This window comes from Acinetobacter higginsii (assembly GCF_000369525.1).
Classification (GTDB): Bacteria; Pseudomonadota; Gammaproteobacteria; order Pseudomonadales; family Moraxellaceae; genus Acinetobacter; species Acinetobacter higginsii.
This window is the reverse complement of sequence record NZ_KB850072.1, coordinates 1,851,189-1,868,920: the sequence shown is the minus strand read 5'-3', so window position 1 is coordinate 1,868,920 and position 17,732 is coordinate 1,851,189. Positions and strand designations below refer to the sequence as shown.

Here is a 17,732-nt window from a genome sequence, read left to right as displayed (position 1 = left end):
GTTGAAAAATAAAGATAGTTTTTTTGCGCTGATTTAAAAATTTTTTGGAGTTAAAAATGTCTAAAGGTCAAACTTTACAAGATCCGTTCTTAAATTCTCTCCGTAAAGAACGTATTCCAGTTTCTATTTTCCTTGTAAACGGTATCAAATTGCAGGGTCATATTGAGTCATTTGACCAATATGTTGTTTTGTTGAAAAACACTGTAAGTCAAATGGTTTATAAACACGCGATTTCTACAGTTGTTCCTGCGCGTAACCCACGTCCTGCTGGTGCTCAAGGTACTGCTGGTGGCTTCCCTGCACAAGGCGCTACTGGTGGCTTCGGTGGTCAAGGCGCTGCTGGTGGCTTCGGTGGTCAAGGTGGCGGCTTCGGCGGTCAAGGCGGCTTCGGTGGTCAAGGTGGTGGCTTCGGCGGTCAAGGCGGCTTCGGCGGTCAAGGCGGCGGCTTCGGTGGTCAAGGTGGCTTCGGTGGTCAAGGTGGCTTCGGTGGTCAAGGTGGCTTTGGTCATCAAGGTGGCTTCGATGGCGAAACTAAATTCGAAGATGGTCAAGAAGACGAAAACAATCGTTAATTGATTGAAGATCTTTAAGAAAATGCCAGTCTCACGCTAGACTGGCATTTTTTTGTCTATTAAAAAGCTAGAATAAATACTATGGAAATGATTGTTGCTGCGGCATGTTGTAGTGTATTGGTCTCAATTTTGCTGAAATACTTAAAGGCAAAGGGATTTGATGTTTTTCAAATGATTGCGTGGAATTATTTGAGCGCAAGCCTTTTATGTTTTTATTGGTTTAAAACCGATATTACGCATATCTCTTTGAATCATACCCCTTGGTGGTTAATTCTTATTTTAGCTGTGTTATTACCCAGCATATTTTTATGTTTGGCGAAGTCTTTGCAATTTGCAGGTATCCTGAAAACGGAAATTGCTCAGCGGCTTGCAGTCATACTGTCGTTATTAGCTGCCTATTTTATTTTTGGGGAGCAGTTTAGCCAATTAAAATTAATTGGTGTCGTACTGGGCATCATTGCGATTTTAGCGATTATTATCGGACAGGCCACAGAGCAGGCTAGTAAAGGCATGAATTTAAAATCAGCCTTGTTTTTGTTTAGTGTTTGGGCGGGTTATGCTGCTGTCGATATATTACTTAAATATAGTAGTAGTTTAGGTTTACAGTTTGCAGTCACACTGAATTTAACGTTTATTGCAGCCTTTATTTTATCCATCGCTTATATCGCAATTACTCAACCCAATTGGCAGCCTAAAAATATTTTTACAGGTTTATTTTTAGGTGTACTCAATTTTGCCAATATTGCCTTATATGTCAAAGCACATATGATTTTCAAAGAAACCCCTGCCATTGTTTTTGCTGGGATGAATATTCTTGTCGTGGTACTTGGTGTTCTTAGTGGCGTCGTATTATTTAAAGAACGGTTAAAAGCTTATACCTGGATTGGATTGATCTGTGGTGTGGTTGCAGTTCTGTGTTTAGCCAAAGCAATGATGTAAAGCGATTTGGTTAAATTTGATGGAAGTAAAATTATGACTGGTAAGAGACTAAGTAAGGAAGAGCGCAGACAACAATTGTTGCAGGTGGCCCGTTCAATTATTCGAACTCAGGGTGTAGAAGCCCTAACTCTGGGATATTTAGCAGAGCAAGCTGGTATTACTAAACCAATTGCTTATCGACATTTTATTGACCGCGAAGGGTTACTGATTTCGATTTATCAGGAGTTTGATGATAAACAGACTGCAGAGCTTAATCGGTCTTTAGCTGCTGAAGCAAAAACCTTACAGCAAACCATCCATATTTTTTGCGACGCTTATTTAAGTTGTTTTATCTCAACGGGTCCAGAGGTTGGATTGGTGATTGCTGCTTTGTCTGGTAGTGATATCTTGCAAAACTATTTTCAGCAATGTCAGCAAAAATTCACAGAAATTTTTAAACAAAGCATCCATCCATTTATTCAATTGGATGGAAAAGAGGGTGAGGCGATCGCGATCGCGATCATGGGCTTGATTGAAACGGTATCGACAGCAGCAAGTAAAAATCAAATTGATGCACTGACTGCACAGCAGGTGATGGAAAATTCACTTTTAGTTATTTTACAAGATTATTCAGCGACCTAATTACAGGCATCATAAACCGAGTTGACAGCATAAGTTACTATTGGTAACTTGTGTAGATCATCTATTCGGAATGGATCTATGTCTAATTCAAATAAATTCCAGCATGCTTTGATTGTTATAACGCATCCAGATACCCAATCACTTTCTCATCAGATTGCACAGCATATTTCTCATGATTTAACTGGAAAGGGTGTTTCAGTAGAAATTGCCGATTTATATAAGGAAGGTTTTCAAGCTGTGATGACGCTTTCTGATATTGAAGCTTATCGTGGTCGTCAAGCTTTGGATGCAGAGGTCCAATTTGAACAAGCGCGCTTTGATCGTGCGGATATTGTTTATTTTATTTTTCCTGTGTATTGGTGGTCGGTTCCAGCTTTCTTAAAGGGCTGGTTTGAACGTGTATTTAGTCAGGACTGGGCCTACAAATACGATGAACAGGGGAATCTATTGGGTACTCTAAAAAATATTCCAGTCAAACTGATTGGGACTGCAACAGGGACGCAATCTGGGTATGATCGGCACGGTTATACACAAGCGATTCACAAACAAATCGTGGAAGGTATTTTTGCCTATTGTGGGATTGATGATGTCCAAACCTCAATGCTATTTAAAGCAGATTTTATTCAGGCTGATGATCTGAAGGTCTTCTTTGAAGAATTAGACCAGACGGTTTTAAGTCAATCTCAAATCAATACGAATGCGTAATGCTAAGCCCTAATAATAAGGTTTAACTAGTTATTATTAGGGCGTTCATTCAATAAGTGCTGTTATAGGCGAGTAAAAACCACTTCATCTGGTAGTCGTGATTTTGGCAGTTTGGCATTGAAATCACTGTCGCTGCGATAACCGAGTGCAACAATTACAGAGGCTTTGAAGCCTTTTTCAGCCAAACCAAATTCTTTATTTATGAGTTCTCTATCAAACCCTTCCATAGGTGTTGCGTCGATTCCTTCTAGACCCGCAGCAAAAAGCAGTTGCCCAAGTGCAAGGTAGGTCTGGTTTTCCATCCATGCCGGAAGATTTTTCAGTTCATTACGATAGAATTCAACATAACCAGAACGGGTGGCACGTTGTCCTTGTTTGGCAGTTTCGTCTTTAAAGCGACCACTGACATCATCTTGCTGTAATAATTGTTCTAAGTATTCAGCAGAAATATCGGTACGCGTGCAAAATACTAAGGTATGTGAAGAATTGAGAACTTTGGCCGCGTTATACACATAATTGCCAGTCAATGCCGATGCAATACGCTGCTTTGCTTGATCAGATTCAGCAACCAAAAAGTGCCAAGGTTGAATATTTACCGAAGAAGGGCTGAAACGTAAAATTTCGAGTAGTTTTTCAAATTGTGCTTGAGGAATTTTTTTCTCTGCATCATAAGCTTTTGTGGCGTAACGTGTTTTTGCTGTAGCTAAAGTATCCATCCGTCATTCACTCGATTTTAAAATTTAATTTATTTTACTTGATCTAAATTTCACGAAAAGTAGCTAAATGTGATTTCTATATAGATTTAAGTCGTATATGAGTGGGTTAGAGCGATTAAAGTTCTGATCAAGCGTAAGGAGATGACCGATTGAAGGTTTAGCAAAGTGCAAGATGCTTAAAGTGACTAAAGTTCTTATCCAAGTGTAAGGCAATAATTTATTAATGAATGGCTGAGATAAAAATATGAAGAGATAAAAGAAGTCGTTAAGATCAGTTAAAGAGTGATTAACTAATAGAACCACTGTTTAAAATCTAATTGATAATTTTCTTGCTCATTGAGCTCTAAAATCCAAGCTGAATCTGCTCGCCAATCTCCTAACACAATACGTTGTTTGTTAAGGACATGGTGAATCTCTGGACGATGGGTATGGCCGTGAATTAAATAATCAACGTGTTCAATCACGGATTCTACTGCTTGAGCATTAACATCCATAATGTCATAACTTTTCAGTTGTTTGGTTTCGCTACTTTTTTTACGGAAACCATTGGCAAGCTTTTGTCTAAAGCTAAGTGGCAAGCTTTTCAGAAAGCCCAGTAATAAAGGGTTTCGAATCACTTTACGAAAACGTTGGTAAGCAACATCATCAGTACAGAGCGCATCGCCGTGTTCTAAACGGAAGGTATGCTGCTGAATATTTAAGGTATATATGTCAGGGAGCAAAATCCCATTAAATTGTTTTAAGAACTTTTGACCTAAAGCAAAATCACGATTACCGACTTGGAAATAAATTTGGTTGTTCGCTGCGGTGAATTTTTGCAGAGCACTGACAATTTCATCTAACCATGGGGCAGTGTAATCATCACCAATCCAAGCATTAAACCAATCACCCAAAATATAGAGTTGCGTGTTTTTATCCTGATATTGTTTCAATAAAGCTAAAAACCCTCGAACGAGTCGAGGGTGATCAGGTGACAAATGTAGATCTGAGATAAACAGGTAGGTCACACTTTTATCCTATTTTATAATCCCTCCCAGCCTCCCTTTGTAAAGGGAGGAGTTTCCCCTCTTTTAAAAGAGGGGTTAGGGGAGATTCTTATTCAGAAATAATTTTAGCAGATTCAATTACAACGTTCTCTAAAGGAACGTCTGCGTGATAACCACGGTTACCTGTACGTACGCCTTTGATCGCTTCTACGATATCAAGACCTTCAACGACTTTACCAAATACTGCATAACCCCAGCCTTGTGCTGTTTTACCAGTGTGGTTTAAGAAAGAGTTGTTTTTAACATTGATAAAGAATTGAGCAGATGCAGAGTGCGGAGCTTGAGTACGCGCCATTGCAATTGTGCCTTCATCGTTGCTTAAGCCGTTGTCAGCTTCGTTTTCGATTGAGTCACGTGTTGCTTTTTCTTTGAAGTTTTCATCCATGCCACCGCCTTGGATCATAAAACCATCAATCACGCGGTGGAAAATTACGCCGTCATAGAAACCGTCACGTACATATTCTAAGAAATTTGCAACCGTTTTTGGTGCTTTTTCAGCGTTAAGCTCAAGAACAATACGACCTTTGTTGGTGTTTAATTCGACTTGAGGAAAACTCATTACATTAATCTCCTAAACATGGGCAAATTGACCATGGGTTTTTGGTTGAGAGAAGCATAAGCAAACTGTAAACTACAAGGCAAGTAAAAAACGTTAAAATCTTTCATAAATAGCAAAGATTGCGTTTTTATTTCCCATTTTTAACTGTAAGAAGTGATTTACACCCTATGAAGCCAAATGATGTTGTTTCTGAACTGCCAAAGACCCCGACGCCGAATACCCATGCCTCTGTCGATGCCGCGCAGCAAGAACAACAGGCAGGCTTAGACTTTGTACGTCAAGTCATTACCGATGATTTAAAAGAAGGTCGTACCCAAAAAGTTGTAACTCGTTTCCCGCCTGAGCCAAATGGTTACCTACACATTGGTCATGTCAAAGCAATTTGTTTGAATTTTGGTATTGCCGAAGAATTTGAAGGTTTATGTAATTTACGTTTTGACGATACTAACCCAGATGCCGAAGAACAAGAATATGTTGATGGTATTGCCAATGATGTGAAATGGTTAGGTTTTAACTGGAATGGCGAGCCTCGCTATGCTTCTGGTTATTTTGACCAACTTTATGCATGGGCTGTTCAGTTGATTGAACAAGGTGATGCTTATGTTGATCTACAAACCCCAGAAGAAATTAAGTTGAACCGTGGTAATTTCGTTGAGCCAGGTAAAAACTCACCTTATCGTGATGCGACTGTTGCAGAAAATCTTGCGCGTTTTGAACAAATGCGTAATGGTGAAATTCAAGAGGGCGGTGCTGTACTTCGTGCCAAAATCGACATGGCAAGCCCGAATGTGCATATGCGTGATCCGATTCTTTATCGTGTACTGCATTCAGAACATCATCAAACTGGTGATAAATGGAAAATGTACCCAATGTATGACTACGCTCATCCATTGTCTGATGCGATTGAAGGTATTACCCATTCACTCTGTACTTTAGAATTCCAAGATCATCGTCCATTCTATGACTGGATTGTAGAAAAAGTTCACTCGCAAGCTGTACCACGTCAGTACGAGTCTTCACGCTTAAATATCGATTACACCATTACCTCTAAACGTAAATTACGTAAATTGGTTGAAGGTCAGCATGTACAGGGCTGGGACGATCCACGTATGCCAACAGTCGTTGGGATGCGTCGCCGTGGTTTTACCGCAGAAGGTTTACGCGATTTCTGTAAGCGTGTTGGTGTATCGAAAACGGACGGTATTGTTGATGTGGCAATGCTTGAGTTCTGTATTCGCCAGTCTTTGGAAAATACCGCAGCACGCGGTATGGCAGTACTCAATCCATTGAAAGTGACATTGACCAATTTACCTGAAGAATTGGATCTCACTCATGCACGTCATCCAAACGTGGATATGGGCGAACGTATTATTCCGTTAACACGTGAACTTTATATTGATCGTAAAGATTTTGAAGAAGTACCACCGAAAGGCTTTAAACGTCTGATTCCTGATGGTGAAGTGCGTTTACGTCATGCTTATGTGATTAAGTGTGATGAAGTAATTAAAGATGCCAATGGTGAAGTGATCGAACTTAAATGTTCAATTGACCCTGAAACTTTAGGTAAAAACCCTGAAGGCCGCAAGGTGAAAGGGGTTGTTCATTGGGTCTCTGCGACCAAAGGTGTACCTGCGGAAGTGCGTATTTACGATCGTTTGTTTAACGAAGCAGCACCAGATGCAGATGATGATTTCCTTGCACATTTAAACCCAGAATCATTGCAAGTGGTTCAAGCGGTGATTGAGCCAGCTTTAGCACAAGCAAAACCTGAAGATCGTTTCCAGTTTGAACGTGAAGGTTATTTTGTTGCGGATCAACATGATCATCAAGCTGAAAAGCCAGTGTTTAACCGTATTCTGGATCTGAAAGATAGCTTTAAAGCTGACAAGAAATAAGTTTTGAATTTATTGTCTTGATCTTAAAAAGCCGATTTGTTTTCAAATCGGCTTTTTATTTCTGCTGCTAATGGGTTTTTTAAGCATTTTATTTTAAATCGGTGTATCGCATTGTGCGATTGTTGGTCGGTCGGTTTGTTACTGATCTTGGTGATGCCTTGCTTGTTGGATGTGGGCAGCAATCGCATCGATGATGAATTGATAGAGATCTGTTGGCAAATCATGTCCCATACCCTCAATTTTTAATAGCTTTGCACCAGAAATAGACTTTGCGCTATCTTGGCCGCATGCAATCGGGATTAATAAATCCTCTGTGCCATGAATCACCAGTGCCGGGGCAACGATGCGGGCGAGGTATGAGCGAATATCACCGGTTGCAGCAATTGCAGCAATTTGCCTTTTTAGCCCATCTGGATCGTAATTGCGGTCATATTCCTGTGAAATAAGTTTTAAATACGCATTTTCGTCAAAACTAAATCGAGGGCTCGAAATATATTTTGCAAAATGCAGTTTATGCAGAAAAAAATCAGTTTTATTCAAATGTGGATCTGGACTGGGGCGGGTGAGCAGCGCCATAACATCAGCTTGGGCACTTGGAAGCGCTGGGTTTCCTGTACTCGACATAATGGATATCAAGCTCTTGACTCTTTTAGGGTAAGTACTTGCCATCAGTTGGGCAATCATCCCACCCATAGAGCGTCCAATAATGTGGACTTGATCAATTGCTAAAGCATCAAGTAATCCCACTGTATCTTCAACCATATCGTGAAGCGTATAAGCAATCTTGATGTTCTCGCCATTTTGGCTAGCATGGATCAGATCATTCAATTCTGGAGCGGGTTGATCATGCAAATGTGTTGACAAACCAACATCTCGATTATCAAACCGAATGACTCGAAAGCCTCTTTGAGCAAGCATTTGACAGAATAAATCACGCCAATGAATCATCTGAGTACCTAATCCTGAAATTAATAGAATGGTATTTTCATGCTCAGCGCCAAAGATATCGTAGTGGAGATAGAGATTGTTTGTAGAGACCTCATTCATGCTTCATCTCAAAAAAGTAAGATACAATGCTTGCAATATACTTGAGTTATCAATTATATTGCAAGCATTGTATCTGCATTGAAATTGGTTATGAATAAGCTTGAATTATTACTGGATCAACACCTTGTTGGTTCTTTATTGAGTAAAAAACTTGATCTGGCGCTTAGCGTACACGGAATTAATCTGACGGAATTCATACTAATGTATCACCTTGGTCTGGTGCCTGAGGTGGGATTAAATCGAATCTCATTGGCCCATAAAGTTGCACTAACGGCTTCTGGTGTCACCAGAGTGTTGCAACCTATGGAAAAAACTGGACTGATCGTAAAGACGGTCCATCCACGTGATGCGAGACAAAGCTTTGTTGTACTGAGTGCAAGTGGTCAAGAACTTCTTAGCAATGCGATCACGACGGTCGAGCATACGGTTGATTCTATCTTTGCATTATTCAATCAAGAGGAAATCAAGACGTTACAGCTTTTGTTAAATAAATTAAAAGTTTAAAGGGGAGGAAAAATGAAAGACGCGTATATTTTCCCAACACAAGAGGATGGAATTCGTTTATTTAAGCGACATCTTCAAGGGGAGGTCGTCATGTTGAACTTACTTCGATTGAAGCAAGTGGCGGATTATTCAGATTATCCAGATTTAGCACCAGCAACCCCAATTACAGGACGAGAGGCTTTTCAGCGCTATATCGACCATACACGTCCATTTCTACAGCAAACGGGTGGCGATATCTTACTGCTTGCCAATGCGGGTGAATTTTTTATCGGCCCCTCTGATGAGTATTGGGACATAGTGATGTTGGTAAAACAAACATCCATTGACAGCTTTATGTCGTTTGCACAGAATCCAGAATGCATGAAGGGAAATGGACATCGTATTGCAGCAATTCAAGATTCTCGATTACTGCCAATGCAGGCAACAACACAGCTTTAACATTGGTGCAACAGAGCTTATGGATGAACCATCGAAAAAGCCCAGCGATTTAATGTTGGGCTTTTTTTACAGTTCTAAAATAGCAAGCTTTAAACATTCAGATGGTCTAAGAACGTTTGAATGACCAGTCGGCACTGTTGTTCCAACTGTGCTGCATAAGCCTGATTATCTTGGCGTAATTGAGGAATGGATAAACCCGCATGACGTATTTCACAGGTATGGCCAATGAGCCATTTTTCAAAGTTTTCTTCAGCGATTTCAAGATGGAACTGCAAGGCCAAGATGTTATTGCCGACAGAAAAAGCTTGATTTGGATAGATCGCCGAACTTGCCAATAAGCTACTATGTTCAGGTAAATCAAAAGTGTCGCCGTGCCAGTGCAGCACTTCGACATTTTCTAATGCGGCTAAGGGATTCGTCTCAAGAACTTTAATGTCTAATTTGCTCCAACCAATCTCTTTTTGATGTCCAGCATAGACTTTTGCCCCCAGTGCATGTGCAATCAGCTGTGCGCCCAAACAAATGCCAATGGTGGGTTTATTGGCTTTTAAGCGTTGTTTTAAACCCTCAATTTCATCCACTAAAAACGGATAGTCCTCGGTTTCATAGACGCCGATTGGGCCACCGAGAATTATCGTTAAGCCCTCATAATTAAGTGCGGGACTCAGATTATCCACACCCGCTTCAAAATAACGGACGCGAAAACCCAATTGATAAAAAATATCTTCTAATGAACCAAGGTCTTCAAAAGCAAGATGCTGAATGGCGTAAACGGTTTTTAGGTGAGAAGCGAGGGGCATGACCGAGTACCAATGAATAAAAATTATGTTGTATCTTAAATCATTTTTAAGACCGATGTGTTGACCTTATGCGTGTTGGACAGCGCTGGAAAATAGGGCTGTCCAATTGCGCAGTTAAAAAAGCAATCTGCGTTGATGATGTTCTTCAACAGTTGGAACCACATGTTCATCCTTTAAATCGACACCAGATAAGCCCAGTCGTTTGGAGTTATGCATTAAAGCCAATAAGCGTTGTGTGGCAATCGGCGTACTTAATCCTGCAGGACGAATATTGGAAATACAGTTACGTTGTGAATCTAGGCAACCACTTTGCGCTTTCCATGTGTAGTAGAGTCCCATACTGTCAGGTGAACTGAGTCCGGGACGTTCACCGATCAGCATAATCAACATACGAGCCTGAAAAATTTCAGCAATTTCGTCGCCCAAAGCAACCCGGCTGCCTGTGGCAATCACTACAGGAGCTAAGGACCACTGTTGTTCTGCAAAAGGCTGGATCAGTGCCTGTATAAAAGGCAGTGCATTTTCTTCAATGGCACGAGCTGATAAACCATCACCAATCACAATACAGACATCACAACCCTGCGAATCTTTTTGCATCTGCTGAAGCAGTTGCGTCGAATCGGTTGAAAGTAAACGCCCTAAATCAGGTCGCTTCAAATACAGCTCTTTATGTTCAGCCTGACTTTGTACATGGATCGGGTTTAGACCTAGTTTCTGTAGCTGTTCTTGCAGATGCGTGACATTCAGTGATTGAAAAACCGCATCTTTGGCTTGGGCATGGCTGAGTTGGAAATCAAGTAATGCATGGGTTGGAATGCTGCACCCTGCACGTCCAATGGCAATACGGGCATCGGTAAACTGTTTTAGTGTTTCCCACTGGTCTTGATGCGCCTGTGCAGGAAATTGAATGTCCTTGGAAAGCTTCATGAGATTCTCCTTAATGCATCAATAATCTGGAGAATTGAGCGGGCATTTGTTCTGCCCAATGAATCTGTTGCTGCTGTTGTTTTAAAATGCCTTGTTGTTCCAACCAGAGTGAAAACTCAGGGGCAGGTTGTAACCCAAGTAGTTGTCTGAGATACAGTGCATCATGAAAAGAGGTGGTTTGATAATTCAACATCACATCATCCGAACCTGGAATGCCCATAATAAAATTAATGCCTGCTGTACCAAATAAGGTCAGAAGTACATCCATATCGTTCTGATCGGCATCTGCATGATTGGTATAGCAAATATCACAGCCCATTGGCAGACCAAGCAATTTGCCACAGAAATGATCTTCTAAACCTGCGCGAATAATTTGTTTTCCGTCGTAGAGATATTCAGGGCCAATAAAGCCGACCACGGTATTGACCAATAAAGGCTTGTATTTGCGCGCCACAGCATAGGCACGTGCTTCGATGGTTTGCTGATCAACGCCGTGATGTGCATTGCTGGACAGGGCACTACCTTGACCCGTTTCAAAGTACATTACATTGTTTCCAAGCGTACCTCGATTTAACGCCAGTGTCGCTTCATAACCTTCCTGCAACATGGCAAGTGAAATACCAAAACCTTCATTGGCTTTTTGTGTACCTGCGATAGATTGAAACATCAGGTCAATCGGAACATTTTTTTCTGCCAGTTGAATGCCTGAACTAATATGGGTCAGAACACAAGACTGGGTCGGGATTTGATATTCTTGAATGACATGGTCGATCAGCTTTAACAGCTCAGAGAGATTATGCAGATTGTCTGTTGCTGGATTAATCCCAATCACTGCATCGCCATTGCCATACATCAGACCATCTAAAATACTGGCGGAAATACCGAGTACATCATCGGTCGGATGATTGGGTTGTAAACGCGTGGATAAATGTCCTTTTAAGCCGATGGTATTGCGAAATTGGGTAATGACCTCACATTTGCTTGCGACATAAATCAGATCTTGATTACGCATGATTTTACTCACAGCGGCAACCATTTCTGGGGTTAAACCCGCTGTAAGCTGTTGTAGCTTCTCTGTTGTGGCATCTTCGCTGAGTAACCAGTTACGAAAATCGCCCACAGTAAAATGCGCAATCGGTGCAAACAGATCAGCGCGATGTTCATCAATAATCAGACGGGTAATTTCATCGGTCTCGTAATCCACTACGGTTTCATTTAAAAAGTTTTTTAAAGGCACATCTGCAAGCGTAATTTGTGCAGCAACACGTTCAGTAGCATCCTGCGCAGCAACACCCGCCAGTTGATCGCCAGAACGTAAAGGGGTGGCTTTTGCCATCAATGTTTTAAGATCGGCAAATTGATAGTGTTGTTGTGCCACGATTTGACGGTAACGCATGCGGTTCTCCTTAATCTTTCTGATTATTGCTTTTCATCTGCCGTGATCTGTGCAAATTCTTCTTCTGGCGTCCCTTGTATGAGTTGGTGACGACTATAAAAGATAAAATAGGCAATAAAGACCATATAAATACCTGCTGCAATACACCACACTTTAGGGTTGACCAGAAAGCCTGCAACAACTGCGATGGCAGCCAAAATTAAGGCAATGCTAGAGGTGAAGATACCACCTGGTGTTTTATAGGGGCGGTACATCAAGGGACGAGATACTCGCAGCTTAATATGTGAAAGCATCATCAAGACATAAGAAATGGTTGCCCCGAAGACTGCAATTAAAATAAGCAAATCGCCTTCTTTGCTTAAGGACAAGAAGAAGCCAATGATGCCAGGAATAATAATGGCTAAATAAGGGGCGTGATTTTTATTGGTCAATGACAGCGATGTAGGTAAATAGCCCGCACGAGAGAGTGCAAAAATCTGGCGTGAATAGGCATAGATAATTGAAAAGAAACTGGCGATGAGCCCCGCAAGACCGACAAAATTGACAAAGTTCGCCAGCCATGTACCTTGACCATAGACTTTGACGAGCGCATCGACCAAGGGCGCACTGGAGTTTTGTAAGGTACTGGCACCGGCTGCACCTGCGCCTAAAAATAGAATCAGTAGGGCAAAGGCGGTTAAAATTAACATCGCACCAATCAATCCGCGTGGCAGTGATTTGGCAGGGTCTTTGGCTTCTTCAGCAGCTAAGGGCACACCTTCAACCGCCAAGAAAAACCAAATTGCATAGGGAACCGCTGCCCAAATGCCTAAATAGCCATAGGGTAAAAAGCTGCTTGCGCCAAATTGTTGCCCTGCAGGAATATCAAACAGGTTCTGTGAATTAAAATGAGGCAACATCGCAACGATAAAAACAGCCAGTGCAATCGCCGCAACCAATGTGATGGCAAACATAATTTTAAGGGCTTCGCCAGCACCTTTTAGGTGAATCCCCATAAAAATGAGATAACAAGCTAAATAAACTTGCCAGCCGCCAATACCAAATAACGATTCACAATAGGCCCCAATAAAGACCGCAATGGCGGCAGGGGCAATCGCGTATTCAATCAGAATCGCGGTACCTGTTAAATAACCACCGAGTGGACCAAATGCGATACGCGCAAAACTATAGCCACCACCTGCTGTTGGTAGCATGGTCGCCATTTCAGACATGGCAAGACATAGGCAGAGATACATCACGGCAACGACTGCGGTGGCAACAAACATACCGCCCCAACCCCCTTGAGCGATACCAAAATTCCAGCCAGCGAAATCACCTGAAATGACATAGGCGACCCCTAAGCCGATCAGTAATAACCAGCCCACGGCACCTTGCTTGAGTTTTCTTTGGGCAAAATAATCTTCAGAAGAGGTTGCAGATGCTGAAAGTGCAGAAATAGGTTCTTGATTGTTCATACAAAGCTCCGTGTATGGGTCTCATCAGCAAGATGCAAAAGCAATGCCGATGTTGCACACCTTGTGCCAAAATTAATTTTTTATTTGATTGCTTGATCCAGTTTGATTGAGAAAATACGGTGTTTATTGAGTCATCAACACATTAGGGTTTAAGGCTGTATAAGCCTATGTCGCAAGGCTTATACATTATTTGATTCTTCTATAGACTTAGAAAAAGCCCATGGCTTTGGTTGAATAGCTCACCAACAAGTTTTTGGTTTGTTGATAATGATCGAGCATCATTTTATGGTTTTCACGACCGACACCTGACTTTTTATAGCCTCCAAATGCAGCATGAGCAGGGTAGATGTGGTAACAATTGGTCCAAACACGACCCGCTTCAATGGCACGACCTGCACGATAGGCGGTATGGGTTGAACGTGACCAGACCCCAGCACCTAAGCCATACATGGTGTCATTGGCAATCTGAATGGCTTCATCAAAGTCCTTGAATGTGGTTACCGACAGCACAGGGCCAAAGATTTCTTCCTGAAACACTTGCATGTTGTTATGACCTTTAAAGATGGTCGGTTCGATGTAGTATCCATTGCCGACCTCTTGGCGACCATGCCCACCCAATAGCACTTCAGCACCTTCTTGTCGGCCTGTATCAATACAACGCAGGATTTTCTCTTGTTGTTCTAAAGATGCTTGCGCACCGACCATGGTGTCAGTATCGAGGGGATGTCCGAGTTTAATTCGCTTGACCCGTTCAATGGCTTTTTCCATAAACTGATCAGCAATACTTTCCTGAATCAAGGCACGCGATGGGCAGGTGCAGACTTCACCTTGATTCAGCGCAAACATGGCAAAACCTTCAAGGGTTTTATCCAGAAAATCATCGTCATGATCCATCACATCGGCAAAGAACACATTTGGTGATTTCCCGCCGAGCTCCAAAGTCACTGGAATGATGTTTTCGGTGGCATATTGCATGATCAATTGCCCAACTTGGGTTGAACCGGTAAACGCAATTTTGGCAATACGTGGACTGGTTGCCAGTGGGCGGCCAACTTCGGCACCGTAACCATTGACGATATTGAGTACACCCGCAGGTAATAGGTCCTGTATCAGTTCAGCCACCAATAAGATCCCAACAGGTGTTTGCTCCGCAGGTTTGATCACGACGCAGTTGCCCGCTGCCAATACCGGTGCCAGTTTCCATGCCGCCATCAAAATCGGGAAGTTCCAAGGGATGATTTGTCCAACCACGCCGAGTGGTTCATGAAAATGATAGGCAATGGTATCTTCGTCTATCTCAGAAATACCACCTTCCTGTGCGCGAATACAGCCTGCAAAATAACGGAAATGATCTATGGCCAAAGGGATATCCGCCGCTAGCGTTTCACGGACCGGTTTACCATTATCCCAAGTTTCAGCAACCGCCAACATTTCCAAATTGGCTTCCATACGGTCAGCAATTTTAAGTAATAAATTAGATCGTGTGGTTGGAGACGATTTATTCCATTCTTTCTTGGCTTTGTGGGCGGCATCTAGCGCCAATTCAATATCTTCTGCACTCGAGCGTGGAATACGAGTAAAACTTTTGCCATCGACAGGAGAAATATTGTCGAAGTAGACTCCTTTAACAGGGGCAACCCACTGTCCACCAATAAAGTTTTCATATTGGTCTTTAAAATGGATTTTTGAACCAGATTGATTCGGATCAACATAGCGCATATACATACTCCTTTATGTGTTGTGATATTTTTAAATAAAGTACTGGGTACGTTATTGAGAATGACGTTATCGCGTTGAAGGTTGGAAAAAGGTTGGAATTGCATGTAAGGGAATAGGGAAATTACAAATGCATACAAAAAGGGAATTACAGCAACAGCGGGCATTGGTTGAGCAACTCAGATCACAAAGTAGCCTCAATCCACAGCATGCCGAAAAAATGGAACAGAGTATCGCCAGTTCATGGGAGCGTTCTACACTCGCTGATATTCCTAAAGAACGTTTAGCTGCACCGTTGCTCGATCAAGTTTCGACTCAGACAGGTTCTTTGGCCTTGGCATTACAGGCTTGCCAACAAGACCTCAAGCATGTTGCAGAGCAGTCAGCGATGGTGCTTGCGGTTGGCGATGTCGGCAGTACTATTATTTGGACAGCATCCTGTACCCAAATGCGTAATGCTGCTGAACGTGTCCATTTTGTTGCAGGTGGGCAATGGCAGGAAGAACTGGTCGGCACCAATGCACTGGCACTTTCGCTGAAGACGCAGAAATCAAGTTGTGTATTTTCCAATGAACACTATATGGCGTCGGTGCATGATTGGGTTTGCTATGCTGCTCCGATCCTAGACCCATACTCCAAACAAGTCTTAGGCGTAGTGGATTTATCCACCACATGGGAAAACCACAATAGTTTAGGTTTATTGGCGGTCGAACGATGCGCCGCAATTATTCAAATGGCGGTGCAACAATTACAGCAACAACATGTGTATCTCCGTACTTTTAATACAGCGCAGGTCTTGATCAATGGCAAGCACTTAAGCTTAAGCCCGAGACAAGTTGAAATTCTGGTGATTTTGGCTTTATGCCCACAAGGGCTGAATTTAGAGAATTTACATCAGGCCTTGTATGGGGAACGCAAAGTTAGTCTTGGAACCCTAAAAGCAGAGATGTCGCATTTAAGAGAGCACTTGGGCGATTTACTTGGTTCTCGTCCTTATCGCCTGAATGTGCCTGTTGAGGCGGATTTCCTGCAACTGGAACAAGCATTGGATGCGGGTTATATCAACACCGCACTACAAGCTTATACTGGGATTTTTTTAGCGAAAACTGAAAGCCCATTTTTATGTGCTTGGCGAGATTGCTTGGAATCCCGTTTGAGTCACGCCATTTTTCAATCAGAGGGCAGCGACGCTTTATTGAAGCATTTGGCTTATTGTCCGGAAGCAGTGGATGCGGCTGAACGCTTATTGGAGTTATTACCAGCCTCGCATCCCGCTAAAAATATGCTCAGTAAGTACCAAGACCACTGAGCATCAAGATATTTAAAACGGTCGTCGGTATTACTGGATTTTTTCAGCCAACCAAGCAAACAGATCTTTATAGACCTGTGCACGAACAGGCGGTGCAGATAAAACCAAATCATGCAAACCATTTTGAATAGACAGGGTTTGCACATCACCTTTCATTTTCTTGGCATTTTGAGTCATATCATTAACATCCAAAATCACATCACTTTGCTGTGCATCAATACCCCATTTTTTAGGGAATTTGGATTGATGTGAATGCATGATCAAGGTCGGCACATTTAAACTCACACCTCGATGGATTTCTTTTTGTGCTTCATGAATTGCCGTGACAAAAGAGAGGTGCACAAAAGGCATGGTTTTTGGTTTCCAATCCAAATTGAAATCCCATTCGCCGTAAAAATCTTTATGCAAGCTTGGTGTGTACCATGGATTTAAGCCACTTGGAAATTTTGCGTTGGGTAAGCGTTTACCCACTTCACTGAGCAAGGGAATCCCGACTTTTTTCTCAATAACACTTTTATAGAAGTCATAAAAGGGGCTGTTGTTCCACACCGCTTTAATTAAACGATGATCTGGATAATGTGCAGCATACAAAGTAGCAATTAGACCACCAGTAGAATGTCCTGCCAGTACAACTTGATTGTGGTTTTCTTGACTGATCACTTCGAGTGCTTTACTGATTTCGGCATCGTATTCGCGCAAATCTAAAACGTAGTAGAGTTTTTGATGAGGAAGTTTTGAGCGGCCATATTTTCTGAGGTCGAGTGCGTAAAAATCGTAACCATGCTGATTGAATTGTTCAGCCATTTCTTTTTGAAAAAAATAGTCTGCAAAACCATGGATATATAAAACTGCTTTTTTGGTTGCTTCAGCGGCCTTCTTGCGGACTAAGGTCGCAACAACTTTTCCATCATAATCATCAGCGAAATTTAAAGTCAGTTGCTGATAATCTTCGCCGAGCATATCTGTTTGATATTCATAAAGATTTGAAGTAGTCATTTTTATAGATCAAGTCTGAATTCATTAACAAACACATTAAATGAAAACCCTTGGATGTCAATGTAATTATACGACACCTAGCGTTCGCGAAT

The 17,732-nt window shown here is 42.0% G+C and carries 18 protein-coding genes; 8 read left to right on the top strand and 10 right to left on the bottom strand.

Annotated elements, in window-relative coordinates:
• Positions 1–56 precede the first annotated feature (56 nt).
• The 4 genes from hfq to F902_RS14900 all read left to right on the top strand — a co-directional run bounded on the left by hfq (position 57) and on the right by F902_RS14900 (position 2,837).
• Positions 57–572: an RNA chaperone Hfq gene (gene hfq / locus F902_RS14915; protein WP_004806048.1), complete on the top strand. Its 516-nt coding sequence runs from the start codon at positions 57–59 to the stop codon at positions 570–572.
• Between the two features lie 81 nt (positions 573–653).
• Positions 654–1,511: an EamA family transporter gene (locus tag F902_RS14910; protein WP_004806050.1), complete on the top strand. Its 858-nt coding sequence runs from the start codon at positions 654–656 to the stop codon at positions 1,509–1,511.
• A 33-nt stretch (positions 1,512–1,544) separates the two neighbouring features.
• Positions 1,545–2,132, top strand: a complete 588-nt coding sequence (locus F902_RS14905) for a TetR/AcrR family transcriptional regulator (protein WP_005204684.1) — start codon at positions 1,545–1,547, stop codon at positions 2,130–2,132.
• A 78-nt stretch (positions 2,133–2,210) separates the two neighbouring features.
• The gene (locus F902_RS14900; RefSeq protein WP_005204683.1) at positions 2,211–2,837 is read left to right on the top strand and encodes an NAD(P)H-dependent oxidoreductase; all 627 of its coding nucleotides are present in this window, start codon (positions 2,211–2,213) and stop codon (positions 2,835–2,837) included.
• Between the two features lie 62 nt (positions 2,838–2,899).
• Here F902_RS14900 and nfsB read toward each other — a convergent pair whose 3' ends face one another.
• The 3 genes from nfsB to F902_RS14885 all read right to left on the bottom strand — a co-directional run bounded on the left by nfsB (position 2,900) and on the right by F902_RS14885 (position 5,158).
• On the bottom strand, positions 2,900–3,553 hold the full coding sequence (gene nfsB, locus F902_RS14895) for an oxygen-insensitive NAD(P)H nitroreductase (protein ID WP_005204680.1): 654 nt from the start codon (positions 3,551–3,553) through the stop codon (positions 2,900–2,902).
• Positions 3,554–3,843: 290 nt separating this feature from the next.
• Complete coding sequence (locus F902_RS14890) at positions 3,844–4,560, bottom strand: UDP-2,3-diacylglucosamine diphosphatase (RefSeq protein WP_005204678.1); 717 nt, start codon at positions 4,558–4,560, stop codon at positions 3,844–3,846.
• A gap of 88 nt (positions 4,561–4,648) precedes the next feature.
• Entirely contained in the window at positions 4,649–5,158 is a 510-nt protein-coding gene (locus tag F902_RS14885; RefSeq protein WP_004661403.1) for a peptidylprolyl isomerase, read from the bottom strand.
• Positions 5,159–5,325: 167 nt separating this feature from the next.
• Here F902_RS14885 and F902_RS14880 point away from each other — a divergent pair, with 167 nt between their 5' ends.
• Positions 5,326–7,053 (top strand): glutamine--tRNA ligase/YqeY domain fusion protein, encoded by a 1,728-nt coding sequence (locus F902_RS14880; protein ID WP_005204676.1) that lies wholly within the window; start codon positions 5,326–5,328, stop codon positions 7,051–7,053.
• A gap of 138 nt (positions 7,054–7,191) precedes the next feature.
• Here the strand turns inward: F902_RS14880 and F902_RS14875 are convergent, their stop codons facing one another.
• Positions 7,192–8,100: an alpha/beta fold hydrolase gene (locus tag F902_RS14875; protein WP_005204674.1), complete on the bottom strand. Its 909-nt coding sequence runs from the start codon at positions 8,098–8,100 to the stop codon at positions 7,192–7,194.
• Positions 8,101–8,190: 90 nt separating this feature from the next.
• On the opposite strand from F902_RS14875, the gene F902_RS14870 reads away from it, so the two are divergent.
• A complete protein-coding gene (locus F902_RS14870) occupies positions 8,191–8,604 on the top strand; it encodes a MarR family winged helix-turn-helix transcriptional regulator (protein WP_004806068.1) in 414 nt (137 codons plus the stop codon).
• Positions 8,605–8,616: 12 nt separating this feature from the next.
• Positions 8,617–9,042, top strand: coding sequence for a hypothetical protein (locus F902_RS14865; protein WP_005204672.1), 426 nt, complete (start codon positions 8,617–8,619; stop codon positions 9,040–9,042).
• Between the two features lie 89 nt (positions 9,043–9,131).
• Here the strand turns inward: F902_RS14865 and F902_RS14860 are convergent, their stop codons facing one another.
• The 5 genes from F902_RS14860 to exaC all read right to left on the bottom strand — a co-directional run bounded on the left by F902_RS14860 (position 9,132) and on the right by exaC (position 15,338).
• Complete coding sequence (locus tag F902_RS14860; protein WP_005204671.1) at positions 9,132–9,842, bottom strand: glutamine amidotransferase; 711 nt, start codon at positions 9,840–9,842, stop codon at positions 9,132–9,134.
• Positions 9,843–9,956: 114 nt separating this feature from the next.
• On the bottom strand, positions 9,957–10,769 hold the full coding sequence (eutC, locus tag F902_RS14855) for an ethanolamine ammonia-lyase subunit EutC (protein WP_005204669.1): 813 nt from the start codon (positions 10,767–10,769) through the stop codon (positions 9,957–9,959).
• 10 nt (positions 10,770–10,779) lie between these two features.
• The gene (locus F902_RS14850) at positions 10,780–12,165 is read right to left on the bottom strand and encodes an ethanolamine ammonia-lyase subunit EutB (RefSeq protein ID WP_005204668.1); all 1,386 of its coding nucleotides are present in this window, start codon (positions 12,163–12,165) and stop codon (positions 10,780–10,782) included.
• A 23-nt stretch (positions 12,166–12,188) separates the two neighbouring features.
• Positions 12,189–13,619 (bottom strand): ethanolamine permease, encoded by a 1,431-nt coding sequence (gene eat, locus F902_RS14845; protein ID WP_005204661.1) that lies wholly within the window; start codon positions 13,617–13,619, stop codon positions 12,189–12,191.
• A gap of 207 nt (positions 13,620–13,826) precedes the next feature.
• Positions 13,827–15,338, bottom strand: a complete 1,512-nt coding sequence (gene exaC / locus F902_RS14840) for an acetaldehyde dehydrogenase ExaC (RefSeq protein WP_005204659.1) — start codon at positions 15,336–15,338, stop codon at positions 13,827–13,829.
• A gap of 127 nt (positions 15,339–15,465) precedes the next feature.
• Between exaC and F902_RS14835 the strand changes: the two genes are divergently transcribed.
• On the top strand, positions 15,466–16,644 hold the full coding sequence (locus tag F902_RS14835; RefSeq protein ID WP_005204657.1) for a hypothetical protein: 1,179 nt from the start codon (positions 15,466–15,468) through the stop codon (positions 16,642–16,644).
• 30 nt (positions 16,645–16,674) lie between these two features.
• Here the strand turns inward: F902_RS14835 and F902_RS14830 are convergent, their stop codons facing one another.
• Positions 16,675–17,640 carry an alpha/beta hydrolase gene (locus F902_RS14830; RefSeq protein WP_005204656.1) on the bottom strand — a complete coding sequence of 322 codons (966 nt, stop codon included), beginning with the start codon at positions 17,638–17,640 and terminating at the stop codon, positions 16,675–16,677.
• Between the last annotated feature and the right edge of the window lie 92 nt (positions 17,641–17,732).

Bases quoted from the DNA above. Each gene is read 5' to 3' on its own strand.
- hfq (WP_004806048.1), top strand. From the start codon at position 57: ATGTCTAAAGGTCAAACTTTACAAGATCCGTTCTTAAATTCTCTCCGT.
- F902_RS14910 (WP_004806050.1), top strand. From the start codon at position 654: ATGGAAATGATTGTTGCTGCGGCATGTTGTAGTGTATTGGTCTCAATT.
- F902_RS14905 (WP_005204684.1), top strand. From the start codon at position 1,545: ATGACTGGTAAGAGACTAAGTAAGGAAGAGCGCAGACAACAATTGTTG.
- F902_RS14900 (WP_005204683.1), top strand. From the start codon at position 2,211: ATGTCTAATTCAAATAAATTCCAGCATGCTTTGATTGTTATAACGCAT.
- nfsB (WP_005204680.1), bottom strand. From the start codon at position 3,553: ATGGATACTTTAGCTACAGCAAAAACACGTTACGCCACAAAAGCTTAT.
- F902_RS14885 (WP_004661403.1), bottom strand. From the start codon at position 5,158: ATGAGTTTTCCTCAAGTCGAATTAAACACCAACAAAGGTCGTATTGTT.
- F902_RS14880 (WP_005204676.1), top strand. From the start codon at position 5,326: ATGAAGCCAAATGATGTTGTTTCTGAACTGCCAAAGACCCCGACGCCG.
- F902_RS14875 (WP_005204674.1), bottom strand. From the start codon at position 8,100: ATGAATGAGGTCTCTACAAACAATCTCTATCTCCACTACGATATCTTT.
- F902_RS14870 (WP_004806068.1), top strand. From the start codon at position 8,191: ATGAATAAGCTTGAATTATTACTGGATCAACACCTTGTTGGTTCTTTA.
- F902_RS14865 (WP_005204672.1), top strand. From the start codon at position 8,617: ATGAAAGACGCGTATATTTTCCCAACACAAGAGGATGGAATTCGTTTA.
- F902_RS14860 (WP_005204671.1), bottom strand. From the start codon at position 9,842: ATGCCCCTCGCTTCTCACCTAAAAACCGTTTACGCCATTCAGCATCTT.
- eutC (WP_005204669.1), bottom strand. From the start codon at position 10,769: ATGAAGCTTTCCAAGGACATTCAATTTCCTGCACAGGCGCATCAAGAC.
- F902_RS14850 (WP_005204668.1), bottom strand. From the start codon at position 12,165: ATGCGTTACCGTCAAATCGTGGCACAACAACACTATCAATTTGCCGAT.
- eat (WP_005204661.1), bottom strand. From the start codon at position 13,619: ATGAACAATCAAGAACCTATTTCTGCACTTTCAGCATCTGCAACCTCT.
- exaC (WP_005204659.1), bottom strand. From the start codon at position 15,338: ATGCGCTATGTTGATCCGAATCAATCTGGTTCAAAAATCCATTTTAAA.
- F902_RS14835 (WP_005204657.1), top strand. From the start codon at position 15,466: ATGCATACAAAAAGGGAATTACAGCAACAGCGGGCATTGGTTGAGCAA.
- F902_RS14830 (WP_005204656.1), bottom strand. From the start codon at position 17,640: ATGACTACTTCAAATCTTTATGAATATCAAACAGATATGCTCGGCGAA.